The sequence below is a fragment of the Salidesulfovibrio brasiliensis JCM 12178 genome (assembly GCF_001311825.1).
GTDB lineage: Bacteria > Desulfobacterota > Desulfovibrionia > Desulfovibrionales > Desulfovibrionaceae > Pseudodesulfovibrio > Pseudodesulfovibrio brasiliensis.
This window is the reverse complement of record NZ_BBCB01000088.1, coordinates 1-11795: the sequence shown is the minus strand read 5'-3', so window position 1 is coordinate 11795 and position 11795 is coordinate 1. Positions and strand designations below refer to the sequence as shown.

Here is an 11795-nt window from a genome sequence, read left to right as displayed (position 1 = left end):
CGCGAGAACTGCACTCCGTGACAGCTCTCGCGTCGGCCTCTCCTGCTTGGCGGAGGTGGGTGGGTATTGTTAGGGTCGGGGGAGGGTGAGTGGAAATTCTCAGCCTCGGTTATTGCGGGTCATTGAGCCTTACGAATGAGGACTGCAAAGCAGAATCTTTTGCCAAAAAGGTCCACCGGATTTCGTCAACGCCAGTTCCAGTCAGCATTTTCAACGATGGCAAGAAATCATTTTGGGACTTTTGTCGTTTTTTTGCATTTTTGTTCAATTTATGAGCAGAGTTCACACATGCTTTCCCACAAAAACCATGGTTTCATACACAAAAAAACGGCCTTTCACGTCGGCAACATGGGGTCATCCTTCTTTAGGACGCCTTAGAAAGAAACAAGCACTTACGAGAAACTCGTAGGTCCTTATGTCTCTCCCACACCAATCGGGTCCTCAAAAAGCTGCATCCAAAATCAATCGGCGAGTTCTGCCACTGGTACAAATTTGGGGCGGCCAAGGTGTTGCACTTTTAACGGGTTAACCCTGCAGACCTTTTCCATAGACAACTAGGCTGCTGATAGTGTTGTCCCCCTTTAATTGTACTTTCTGATCAGAGCCTAGCCCGAACTCTCCCAATACGGAGTGAAATAACGCAACGTCTCCGCTAAAACGAGAATAAAGAGTGCCGCGGCATACATCCATACAAAACGATTGATGAAAGCTGGAAGGACCTCCTCCCATGAGGAAGGCGTTGGTTTCTGCTTATTGTCGTCAGCGTACAGCCTCCTTTCAACCGTAAAAGGAGCCGAAGGTAAATCATCTTCCATTTCTTCAATCAGCGTCATTTTCAAATCGGCTTGGCAGCTATGCCGCCTGATGCTTTCACGCCATCCTAGACTCACAACAAACAGTATACCCTGAGGTAGCATTGCCATTTTGATACCTTGCGGAATCGACAGTCCATCGTATGTTAGTATCACCCAAGTAACAGTATAAAGAGCGGACGCAACAGCAAAGTAGTACCGATTCATGGTTTGACGCTGAACGGATATGCGAAAGTTGGAGTCAACCAACAATTTATATTGCTCAATTAGGAGGACCTCTCTGTGGGCTTGTTCGTCAAATTATGTTAGCGACATATGGACTCCACCTGCAGATTGGTTTGCCAAGATTTATTCGTCCGCAGCAACTTCAGTCTTCGCTGAAACCCCATCTCCTGCTTCAAAAAACAACAATTTGGGCAATTCATCATTTGAGGCCTTCTTGTAAGCTATGAAGCCTGAAACAGAAGTGCCAGGCATCACTTTGACGGCAGGAAAATCTGCAACATTCATCCACGGCTTCCCTGCGATATGATACATGTCTGCAGTGAAAGATGCCGAGCGATTCATTGACGTAACAAGGGTAAATTGGCCGACTGTTGCCGTCACAGGATTTTGGGTTTTATTTGTAAACATGACATAAATTACATGATGATCCTCTAAATCTATATAAATCCCTTCTTCTTTTTTGCCCTCTTTCGACTCCATGTATTTCTGACTTAGCGACAATACTATGGAATTAATATTAGTAGCTTCCATTTCAATGCCACCCGCAAAAGAAGACGAAGAGAAAAGCAACGTCAACGCTATACAAAAAAAGCATTTTTTCATTTTGATTCCTTTTTTGATTTGCAAACAGACAGCCCAATCAATAATTCTCATACTGGATTTTACCTCTCTCTTCTTCTGCTTTCTTTTCCTTTCAATAATTCATTTCATAAGATCAAAGACAGTTGCAGCCGTTTCCCTTACATATTCTTCCTTGTAAGAAAGATCCTCTTCAACGAAAAAACTCTTTTAGACACCGCTGCTACAAGCGAACCAGACCACGTTGTAGAATGCGTTCAGGCCCCTGTAAAGAGAGGTGGCCTCGGTTTTTCAGACCATCTGGCGGCAAACCAAGATGACATACAATCAAGCCAATCTTGTAACCTAGCTATCCCGATGTGTTCCGGATCTCAACCACTGCCGCTGTCTACGCCACCTTCGCCTACGACAGCAACGGGACGGGAAAGGCGGCTTGGTCTTGGCCAAATCGCTGACCGTGCCATTCTCCGAGAAGGCTATGGGCGGCAATAAACAATCTGAAAAAAAGTCGAGGTCGAGAGTGGAATTCGGTGAAAGTGCCGTGGCATAGGAATTCATAAACCTAGCCCATAGCAAGCACTACAGCCGATCATGCCGTCATAAGCTCGTGAGAAAGTCCGAGCTGCTGAGACGCACGAAGCCTGCGGCTTCAACGCTTACCGCCGTTTTCCCGAAACAAACGGCATCCTTTTCGAAACCAACGCTGGCTCACCACAAAAGAAAACTTGTGCGAAAACCATCGTGATCACCAAAACATGAAGGGAAGGCGGAAAGGCACACATGAGTGCAGCCTTTTTGCCAAAAAAAGGTTCTTGAGCCGCCGGAGGCAACAGTCCAACCTTTTACGCGTCCGGGTCTTCCAGACGTTCGGCGATGATGGCGGCGTCTTCGGGGCGGGCTTCGGTTTTCAGGGCTTTTGAGCCGCCGTGGCAGACGAATCCGCCGTCGCGGGTCTGGACGTAGCCTGCGGAGAGAACGCGGGTGTAGGGCATCTGTTCGCGCATGTCGTCGTGGTTGATTCGGCCGGGAAAGATGATGGGGATCGGTGCGCCGGAAAAGTCTTCGAACATGATGTATTTCATGGGGTAGTCTCCTTGATTTTGAGGATTATAGCCCGGAGTCGTTTTGTTGGTAAAGGGGGGCGTACTGTTTGGCCATGCGCTCGTCGGTGAACCGTTTTGCACCTTCGTCGAAGGCGGTGTGCCCGATTTCGCGAATTCGGGCGGGCTGTTGCAGCAGTTCGGCCACGGCCACGGCAAACGCTTCGGGGTCTGCGTTGCAGAGGATGCCGGTGCGCCCGTCCTGTATCTGCTCGGGCACGCCGCCGACGGGCGGGGCAGCCACGGGGAGGCCCGCGGCCATGGCTTCGAGGATCAGCAGGGAGTGGTTGTCCGCGAGGGTGGGGTAGGCGAGGCAGTCAGCGGCGGCCATGAGCAGCCCGAGTTTCTCGCGGTCCACATAGGGCCAGAGTTTGAGCCCTTCATGTTCTCCGGCGGTGTCGCCGCCTGCGGCGAATCCTACCACGCCGGGCAGTTTCTTGCGGAGTTCCCGCCAGATGAGCGGCCATGCGTCGCCAGCCTTGTACGCGGCCTTCATGCCGCCGTGGGCTGCGAAGAGCGCCACGCGTGCCTGCGGGTGAATGCCCAGTTTGGCGCGGGCCGACTGCTTGTCGGGCACGCGTTCGGGCCAGGGGATGCCGTTGGGTATGACGCGCACCTTCTGGCCGGGAAGGGCTTCGCGGGCCAGCTTGGCCAGCCAGCGCGAGGGGGAGACAAGTGTTGGCTTCAGGGCGTCGATGGCTTCGCGCTTGCTTCGGCGGTTGTCTTCCGATGAGGGAAAATTCCTAGGGCAGGGGTCGGCGCAGCCTTTTGCGAAGTGCTTGCAGTCCAGCGGGAACGGGCAGCCGCCGGTGATGAGGCGGCAGTCGTGCAGGGTTATGAGGGTGGGCCGGTTTACTGGGATGGAGCGCAGCAGCTTGCGCCAGTTGGTGCTGGCGTGCAGGTGCGGAATCTGGCCGGGCTGCAGATGGTCGCCGAACTTTTCGGCCGGGGTGCCGTTCATGAGGTCTTCTTCGGCTATCTCGAAGCTCATGCGCGCGTCATGACCCATGTCCTGCTGCCGGTCCCGCAGGATTTTCGCCACGCGCTGCGCCCCGCCGCGTTTCTGCATGGCGGCGTGGTGCAGAATCATCAGGCGGCCGCTCTGCTCGGGCACGCTAGTTCTCTCCCGTGAGGTCGAGGGTCATGTCCACCACGTCCGGGTCGTCCGGGTCCGGGGAGATCACGAACCCGAATTTCTTGGAGAGCCCCTGCATGGCCTTGTTCACCGCAAGGGTCTGGCCGGTGAGCTCTGCGGTGCCGCGCTGCCGTGTGTACTCGATGCCCTTGTGGAAGAGCAGACTGCCCAGCCCGTTGCCCTTCTGGTCGGAGCGGACCACGATGGCGAACTCTGCCTCGGAGTTGTCCGGCCTTGTGTTGGTGCGCATGACGCCGAGGGTTTCGGGGTCGCCGTTTTCGTCCGGAGCCGTGGCGATGAAGGCCATTTCGCGGTCGTAGTCGATCTGGGTGAAGCGGGCGAGGTCCTTGTGGTCGAAGTCGCGGCGAACCACGCCGAAAAAGCGCATTCTGAGGTCTTCGTCGGAGAGGCGTTCAAGGAAGACGCGGTGCGTGCCTTCATCCTCGGGCCGGATGGGCCGCAGCGTGACCTTTCTGCCGTCGCGGGTGACGACGCACTCCTCCAGCTCGCGGGGATAGGGCCGGATTGCCAGCCGACCCTGGCCGCTGCCATCGTACGCTTCGAGAAAGACCTTTGCCCCGAGGGCGAGCACGCCTTCGTTGTCCGCGTAGAGAGGGTTGATGTCCAGCGTGCGGATCTGCGGGACGTCGATGAGCAGCTGGGAGAGCTGGATGAGGGTCAGACAGATATCTTCAATGTCTGCGGGTGGCTGGGTGGGCGTGCCCGAGAGCAGGTGGCTGATGCGGGTGCGTTTAACGGCCTCGCGGGCCAGCGTCATGGAGAGTGGCGGCAGGGCTAGAGCCGAGTCCTGTACCACTTCGCGGGCCATGCCGCCGTGGCCGAAGCGCAGCACCGGGCCGAAGACCGGGTCGCTTTCTGCCGAAACGAAGAGTTCGTGCGCGCCGGGGCGGCGGCCCATCTTCTGTACGGTGAAGCCTTCGATGTAGGCGTCAGGCCGTTCGCGGTTTACGCGGGCCAACAGCGAGGCCGCGCCTTCCCATACGCGCTCGGGGGTTTCGAGGTCCAGCAGCACCCCGCCCACGTTGAAGGGCTGGGAAATCTGCGGGGAGCGGACCTTGACCGCCACCGGGTAGCCGAGTTCGTCGGCCGCGATGACCGCGTCCTTGGCCGAGATCGCGAGCCGGGTTTCCACCACGGGTATGCCGTAGGCGGCGAGGACGTCCTTTGCCTCGGGTTCGGAAAGCTCGTCGCGCCCTTCGGAGAGCGCTTTTTCCACCACGGAGCGGGCGGTGGTGGTGTCCGGGAAAAAGTCGGTGGGCAGGGAGTCCGGGGTCTCCATGAGTAGTTCCTGACTGAGGCGGTAGTCGGCCATGTGCAGGAACGCGCGGACAGCCTGCGAAAGGGATTCGTAGGTGGGTATGCCCGTCTGTGCGAAGACGGCGCGGGCATCGTCGGCGTTGCCGGAGCCGAGCCACGCTGTGAGCACCAGCTTCTTGACCCGTTTCAGGGACTTGGCCACGGCCTCTGCCACTTCCACTTCGGGCTGGGCCGCCCACGGCACGTGCATGACAAGCACCGCGTCCACGCCCTTGTCCTTGACCAGCGCCTTGATGGCCTCGGCGTAGGTGTTGCCGTCCGCGTTGAAGGGCAGCCCCACCGGGTTCACGTCCGCGCTGCGGCCGCCGGGCAGGGCGTCCAGCGCCTTGCGGGTCTCTTCGGAGAGTTCGGCCAGTTCGCCGCCGCCTTCAAGGAGCCTGTCGGCGGCCATGACGCCCGCGCTCGCTCCGTTGGTGAGGATGGCAAGCCTGCGGCCCTTGACGTTGCGCGGGGTCGAGACGGTGCGGGCCGCGTCGAAAAGTTCGTCGATGGTTTCCACGCGCAGCATCCCGGCGCGGCGGAAGGCCACGTCGTAGATTTCGCCGGTCAGGCCGGGGATGCACGGGCCTGATCCAGCGAGCAGGCGGGCAGGAAGTCGAGGGCGCGTCCGGGTCTAAGCACCAGCACGGGCTTGTTGCGCGAGGCGGCGCGGGCTGCGCTCATGAACTCGCGCGCGTCGTGAATGGACTCCACGTAGATCATGATGGCGCGGGTCATGGGGTCAGTGCCGAGGTAGTCGATGATGTCCGCGAAGGTCACGTCGAGGCGTGCGCCCAGCGCCACGAGATGCGAAAAGCCAAGCCCCTTGTCCCCGGCCCAGTCCACGACCGTGGCGAACAGGCTGTCCGACTGGGAGATGAACGCCAGTTTGCCGGAGCCTGCGCGGGCGTGGGAGAGCGATGCGTAGAGGTTCAGGGACGGGACCATGAAGCCGAGGCTTTTGGGGCCGAGCACACGCATGTCCGGGGATTTTGCGATGCCCCGCACGGTCTTTCTGAACTCGTCGCGCTCGCCGGGGGCCATGCGGGAGAAGCCGGAGCCCACGAGGACGGCAGCGCGGGTGCCGCGTTTCTTGAGCGATTCGAGGATGCCGGGCACCTCGTCCAGAGGGTTGGCGACGATGGCGAGGTCCGGTGTCTTGGGCAGTTCGTCCACGTCCTTGTAAGTCAGCACGCCGGAGATGGCCTCGGCTCCCGAGGAGACGGGCATGACCGGGCCGGAGAAGCCACCACCCATGAGGTTCTTCATGACGATGTTGCCCGGATTCGTGGTGTCGTTGGTGGTCCCAACAACGGCCACGGATTTCGGATTGAACAAGTATTCCAGATTGATGACGCTCATGGAACTCCCGCTGGTTGACGTGGATGCGAACGGACGAAAGTACGTTACCCCGTTTGCGGTATGCCGCGCAACCGTAGGGCGATACACTTTTCATCACATGACAGGACCGGGTTGATGGTATAAATAGACTGCATGAGGATAATTGCCATCGCGTTGCTCATGACGCTTCTTTTTGCCGCAGGCGGCGCTACTCAGGATAAGGCTGTCCAAGTGGTGTCGCTGGAGGCACCGCCGCTGGTCTATACCATGAATGGAGAAGTGTATGGCGCGTTGGTGGACGTGGTCCGTGAAGGGCTTGCGCGAATGGGCCACAGCACGCAAATAACCATCATGCCGTGGTCGCGGGCCATGGCTTCGGTCAGGTACGGCGATGCCGACGCGGTTTTTTACGCCATTTGGACCGAGGAGCGTTCAGAATATCTGCACTACCCGGACGAACCGCTCTGGGAGGAGCGGACCGTGGCCGTGCAACTGGTCAATGGCTCCGTATCTCTCGACGCCGATCTGACCAACGCGGACAATGTGCGCCTTGGTGTTGGGCGCGGCTATTACTATGGTCCTCACCTTGAGAAGCTGCTCAAGAACAAGGCGTTCGCCTCGGTGGAAGCTGTGGTCAATGCCGAGAACAACCTGAACAAACTCCTTGCCGGACGTATTGATGCTTTTCTGACAGACTATTTCAACGCCCTGAAACTGCTTCGCGATCATGCCGTCGGCATGCGGCTGGAGATCGTGAGCGATATGGACGGCAAACCGGCGATTCTGGATAGTTCGCAGTCCTTCCTGGCCTTTTCCCGCGAGGTCATGACTGGCGACATGGCCCGGCGCTTTTCCCTGACGCTGAAGGAGATGAAGCGCGACGGCACGTATGAAAGGATTATGGCGCGCTACATGCTCGACCTGCCTGAATAATGAAAAGGCGGGGTTGCCCCCGCCTTGCCATGCTACTGCCTGCCGCCCGCTTCGCCGGGATACAGGGCCCTGAACCCTTCTTCGATGCGTCGCACAAAGCTCTCGTCGCGTTTCAGCGGATCGCTGTAGCGCGGATCACGCATCATTTCCCGCAGTTTTTCGGGCGTCATCTCGCCGTTCTCCAGCCCTTTTCTGCTCCGGAAACGGCCTTCCAGCACCAGCGGGGCCATGCGGGCAAAGGCGTTGATGACCGCCGCGCGGTTGCCTGCGCCGGTGCGTTCCAGCGCGTCGAGCAGTTCTTCGCCGCCCACGGCCATGGCCGCCTGCCGGGCCTGCTCCAGCACGGTCGGCATCTCGGCCCGGTGCAGGGAGCGCAGGGTTTCCATTTCCCCGCGGGAGGCATTTTCCTCCTCGCTGTCCAGCTCGTGCCGCACATCCATCATGCGCGAGACGAACCACTCGAACAGCCCGGCCGCCTGCCGCGTGTTCAGCCCCAGAGCGTGGGACCGGCTCACGAACTCTTCCTTGAGGTCCTCGCGGATTTCGATACCGTCGGGCAGGTCGAACTCGGGCAGCTCGTAACCTTCCGGGCTGTCGGGCCTGCCGAGGGCCTGCCAGACTTCGCCCCAGCGGTCATCGCCAGCCTGCTCATCCGGCACGGGCATGTATCCTTCGGGTCTGCGGCCGAGCATCCGCTGGGCGTGCACCAGCGCCTTCACTGCCTCGTCCTTGCTTGCGTATTTGGCAAGGGCCGGGTGTTCACGCAGCGGAATTTCGCGTTCTTCTCCGTCCCTGTCGGCCCGTACGCGCACGGTCCAGTCCTCGGGCAGGGTCATGCGCCAGTCGGTGTTTGTTTCAGCCATGTCGTTTCTCCTCTCGTTTGCGGTTGAAGTTGTCGGGGTCCATCATGTGCTCCACGTGCAGGACCATGGTCCTGCGGCCCTCGTTGAACTGGGTGCGGCCCGGCTCGGGCGAGAAGGTCGAGGCTTCGGCGTGGCCCCGGCCGCGCAGGTCGCGCAGCACCCGCTGTCCGTCCTCCGTGGCGAAGACGCGGCGATAGCTCTTGTGCAGTTCAAGCAGTTTCTCATGCGGCATGGCCGTCCTCCCCGGAAGAAGGCTGCGAACCGGCGTTCATGAAAGCGAGCGGATCGCCGCCGTTCTGGCGCACCAGCTCGGTGAGGGCGCTGGGTTCGGCCATCTTCGCCTCGGAAAGCACTTTGGCGATGCGGGCCATGCGTTCCACGGTCCCGGCCCGTTGTGCTGCCTGTGCTCCCTGCGAACGGGTGGCGCGTTTCTCGGCCACGGCGACGTCGGAGAGCATGTAGTCGGCGGGCACGCCGAACAGCTCGGTGGCGTGGCGGGCGATGCGGTCCTGATCGAAGTTGTCCATGAGTCCGTTGGGGTCGCCCTGGCCCACCAGCGGGGCGAGGTATTCCATGGCCTGCTGGAGCGCCTGTGCTTCGTAGCGCTTCTGGGCCGTGTTCACCGGAGAGGCGTAGCGGACTTCGAAGTCTTCCATCTCCATGCCTTGCGGAAGTGGCGGCAGCGCGCCGGTGCGGACCATGATGTTGAAGACCCTGCGGACCACGGGGCCGAGGAACTCCGTCTGCAACCTGCCCAGCACCGGGCCCAGCACCCGCATGCGTTCACTCTGGCGAATGACCGCCTCGGTGGCCGAAATGGCCGGGCCGTCCGCCGGGGCGAGCTGGTCCGCGAGGAAGATGCGGCGCACCGACTCCCGGCGCTGGTCCATCATGGCCTGCGCCGCATTGAGGTCCGCGTGCACGGGCAGGGCCTCCACCCTGTCCTGCGATCCCGCCCGGTAGTAGGACAGGCCGCCCGGTCCGGAGCGTATCGGGCCGAGGAACCCGTCATCGGGAACCATGAGCGGCGGATCGCTCATCTTTTCCGCCGCCATGAGCGTGGTGCGGGCCATGGCGTTCAGCACTCGTGTGTCCGAGAGCGCGGTCAGCCCCGGTCCTCGCCCGTAGGTCTCCCCGGACGCCTTGGACCAGCGCGGCACCATGTAGGGCATTTCAAGGTAGCCGGACTCTTCCAGAACGTGCTGCGTGGCGGTTTCCATGTAGACGCAGGACCACGGGAAGTTTATCACGCCGAGGCCGAAGGGGTCGCGGTCGTCGCGGGGGAAGACCGCGTGCAGGATTTCCACGCGGGCCTCCGGGTTTTCCTCTGCCTGCCGCTGCACCTCATCCGAGCAGTCGCCGCCCCATTCCTGTACGGCCTGTCGGGCGGTGAGCTCGTATTTGCGGTACACGGTGTCCACCTGTCCGCGCACGTCCTCGGCCACGCAGATTTCCCCGAGCGGGCGGGTGTTGAAGCGCACTACGCACGCGGGGTCGGCCTCCACGTACATGGCCGAGGTGCCGAACAGGGCCACGTCGAGGTAGAGCTCGTGGGAGTGAGTCTGGAACCCGGTGTCCTCGCTGTTGAAGACCCGGTTCATGCGTTGGCGGGTCTCGGCCAGAAAGGCGCGGACGTCATCATCGTCTCCGCGCTCCCTGTCCACGGGCCGGATGTCGAACCATGTGGTGGCAGGTTGGTGAGCAGGCCGCCGAGAGCCGAAGCCAGCAGCTCCAGCGCGTGCGGCGGCGTGGAGTCGAAGATGCGTTCGTCCGCCGCGCCGGGCCGGGAGTGCGAGTCAAAGCAGTCCTTGCGGGGCAGCATGTAGGACGCCAGCTCCCGCCAGACAGGAACCCATCGGGAGCGTCTGTCCTCCAGCCTGCCGAACCGCTCGGCAAGGGATGCGGCAAGGTCGTTGGTCTTCATGCTATTCCCCCAGCTTCGTTTTCAGGCCGGGGGCGGCCTTTTCCGAATCGTCCGTGCCCTTGGCAAGGAGCGAGGACCGCTTTCCGGCGGCCCTGAGGCGTTTATCCTCAAGAAGGGCCGCCTCGCGGCGACGCTGGCGCTCCTTGCGGCGTTCATCCGCCTCTGCCTTGCGTTCCTCTTCTTCGCGCCGCTTGCGTTCCTGCGCGGCGAGTTCGGCCTGTGAGGGGCCGGAGCTTTTCTTTCCGGAGCCCATGGCCGAGCCGAGCACCGAGCTGAACACGCTGGCGATGGCTGCTGATCCACCCATAGTCGTTGCCTCCTTCGAGGGTTTCTGGTTGCAAGAGGCGGCCAGTATACCCCCGGTTTTCCGGCGGGAAGAAAAACACCCTTCATCGGGCGAAAAAGGCATGCAATTACCGCTTGACAGGGGGCGTGGGGCGGGCGGATGGGCACAAAAAAACGGGCCGGATAATCCGGCCCGTTTCAGGGTGAGGCGTGGGTGCTTCGGCTATTTTTTCCCGAACAGGAAGCGTTGCAGGTCGCCGAGGGTGCGGCAGTTTGCGGAGTGCACCGCCGGGGAGAGGCCGAGGCGTTTGGCCTGTGCCAGTCGGGTGTCGTGCCCTGCTGCAGTGCGGACCTGTCCGTTCAGGTCTACCTCGCCCCAGAACGTGGCGTTCTCGGGCAGGGGCAGGTCGTAGAAAGAGGAAAGGATGGCCGCTGCCACGGCCAGATCGAGGCCGGGGTCGCGGGTGACGAGTCCGCCCGCCAGTTTGGCGTAGATGTCGTACTGGCCGAGGTTGAGGTTGAGCCTTTTCTGCATCACGGCAAGCAGGAGGTGCAGCCGGTTGCCGTCCAGCCCGAGGGCCGTGCGGCGCGGGTTGGAAAGATAGGATTCCGTGGACAGGGCCTGCACCTCAAGAGCGAAGGGGCGGTGCCCGTCAATGGCCAGCGCCAGCGAGGTGCCGGGCAGGGAGGTGTCGCGGGAGCCGAGAAAGTGCGTCGCCGGGTCGGCCACCGGGGTCAGGCCGGTCTCGTGCATGTCCATGACCACCAGCTCGTCGGACGGGCCGAAGCGGTTTTTCAGCACACGCACGATGCGTGAACGGGTGCGGCGGTCGCCCTCAAGGTAGAGCACGGTGTCCACCATGTGCTCCAGAAGCTTTGGCCCTGCGATCTGGCCGTCCTTGGTTACGTGGCCCACAAGCACGAGGGTGGTCCCTTTGGCCTTGGAGCGTTCGATGAGCTCCGTGGACACGGCCCGGACCTGCGATACGCTGCCCGGAAGCCCGTCCGCGCGAGGCGAGGCCAGCGTCTGCACCGAGTCGGCGATGATCAGGTCGGGCGGGTTGGCGGATTCGAGGGCGTCGAGCAGATCGTCGGCGTTGCTGGTCGCCATGGCAAGCAGCGTGGGCGAGAGGTGGCTGATGCGCTCCGCGCGGTTCTTGAGTTGGGGAAGCGATTCCTCCCCGGAACCGTAGACCACGGATGCGCCGCTCTTTGCCAGCGTTCCGGCAAGCTGGAGCAGCAGGGTGGACTTGCCCACGCCCGGTTCGCCGCCGAGCAGGA

At 61.1% G+C, this 11795-nt stretch carries 11 protein-coding genes and 1 pseudogene; 1 reads left to right on the top strand and 11 read right to left on the bottom strand.

The genetic code is table 11. The features are described 5' to 3' along the window. Positions 1 to 605: 605 nt before the first annotated feature. The 6 genes from JCM12178_RS14970 to JCM12178_RS21075 all read right to left on the bottom strand — a co-directional run bounded on the left by JCM12178_RS14970 (position 606) and on the right by JCM12178_RS21075 (position 6530). Complete coding sequence (locus JCM12178_RS14970; RefSeq protein WP_439646712.1) at positions 606 to 1079, bottom strand: RipA family octameric membrane protein; 474 nt, start codon at positions 1077 to 1079, stop codon at positions 606 to 608. 81 nt (positions 1080 to 1160) lie between these two features. After that, entirely contained in the window at positions 1161 to 1691 is a 531-nt protein-coding gene (locus JCM12178_RS14965) for a hypothetical protein (protein ID WP_054652525.1), read from the bottom strand. Between the two features lie 767 nt (positions 1692 to 2458). Then, positions 2459 to 2698 (bottom strand): hypothetical protein, encoded by a 240-nt coding sequence (locus tag JCM12178_RS14960; protein WP_054652523.1) that lies wholly within the window; start codon positions 2696 to 2698, stop codon positions 2459 to 2461. 25 nt (positions 2699 to 2723) lie between these two features. Then, complete coding sequence (locus JCM12178_RS14955; protein WP_245628811.1) at positions 2724 to 3830, bottom strand: glycosyltransferase; 1107 nt, start codon at positions 3828 to 3830, stop codon at positions 2724 to 2726. Between the two features lies 1 nt (position 3831). Further along, a complete protein-coding gene (locus tag JCM12178_RS14950; protein ID WP_369404538.1) occupies positions 3832 to 5718 on the bottom strand; it encodes a bifunctional acetate--CoA ligase family protein/GNAT family N-acetyltransferase in 1887 nt (628 codons plus the stop codon). Between the two features lie 17 nt (positions 5719 to 5735). Further along, on the bottom strand, positions 5736 to 6530 hold the full coding sequence (locus JCM12178_RS21075; RefSeq protein ID WP_369404537.1) for a CoA-binding protein: 795 nt from the start codon (positions 6528 to 6530) through the stop codon (positions 5736 to 5738). A gap of 132 nt (positions 6531 to 6662) precedes the next feature. Here JCM12178_RS21075 and JCM12178_RS14945 point away from each other — a divergent pair, with 132 nt between their 5' ends. Next, positions 6663 to 7442 (top strand): substrate-binding periplasmic protein, encoded by a 780-nt coding sequence (locus tag JCM12178_RS14945; protein ID WP_054652521.1) that lies wholly within the window; start codon positions 6663 to 6665, stop codon positions 7440 to 7442. 32 nt (positions 7443 to 7474) lie between these two features. Here the strand turns inward: JCM12178_RS14945 and JCM12178_RS14940 are convergent, their stop codons facing one another. The 5 genes and pseudogenes from JCM12178_RS14940 to JCM12178_RS14920 form a co-directional block, all read right to left on the bottom strand. Then, entirely contained in the window at positions 7475 to 8305 is an 831-nt protein-coding gene (locus JCM12178_RS14940; RefSeq protein WP_054652519.1) for a hypothetical protein, read from the bottom strand. Then, positions 8298 to 8537, bottom strand: a complete 240-nt coding sequence (locus JCM12178_RS14935; protein WP_054652517.1) for a Bbp19 family protein — start codon at positions 8535 to 8537, stop codon at positions 8298 to 8300. Before JCM12178_RS14935 ends, JCM12178_RS14940 begins: the two co-directional genes overlap by 8 nt. Beyond that, positions 8527 to 10229: pseudogene (locus JCM12178_RS14930) on the bottom strand (portal protein). Before JCM12178_RS14930 ends, JCM12178_RS14935 begins: the two are co-directional and overlap by 11 nt. A gap of 1 nt (position 10230) precedes the next feature. After that, positions 10231 to 10536: a hypothetical protein gene (locus JCM12178_RS14925; protein WP_054652515.1), complete on the bottom strand. Its 306-nt coding sequence runs from the start codon at positions 10534 to 10536 to the stop codon at positions 10231 to 10233. Positions 10537 to 10737: 201 nt separating this feature from the next. Then, positions 10738 to 11795 (bottom strand): AAA family ATPase (locus JCM12178_RS14920; protein ID WP_054652513.1); only part of this gene is annotated, 1058 nt, incomplete at its 5' end.

Coding starts and splice junctions, on each gene's coding strand:
- JCM12178_RS14965 (WP_054652525.1), bottom strand. CDS start 1,691: ATGAGAATTATTGATTGGGCTGTCTGTTTGCAAATCAAAAAAGGAATC.
- JCM12178_RS21075 (WP_369404537.1), bottom strand. CDS start 6,530: ATGAGCGTCATCAATCTGGAATACTTGTTCAATCCGAAATCCGTGGCC.
- JCM12178_RS14960 (WP_054652523.1), bottom strand. CDS start 2,698: ATGAAATACATCATGTTCGAAGACTTTTCCGGCGCACCGATCCCCATC.
- JCM12178_RS14935 (WP_054652517.1), bottom strand. CDS start 8,537: ATGCCGCATGAGAAACTGCTTGAACTGCACAAGAGCTATCGCCGCGTC.
- JCM12178_RS14940 (WP_054652519.1), bottom strand. CDS start 8,305: ATGGCTGAAACAAACACCGACTGGCGCATGACCCTGCCCGAGGACTGG.
- JCM12178_RS14945 (WP_054652521.1), top strand. CDS start 6,663: ATGAGGATAATTGCCATCGCGTTGCTCATGACGCTTCTTTTTGCCGCA.
- JCM12178_RS14925 (WP_054652515.1), bottom strand. CDS start 10,536: ATGGGTGGATCAGCAGCCATCGCCAGCGTGTTCAGCTCGGTGCTCGGC.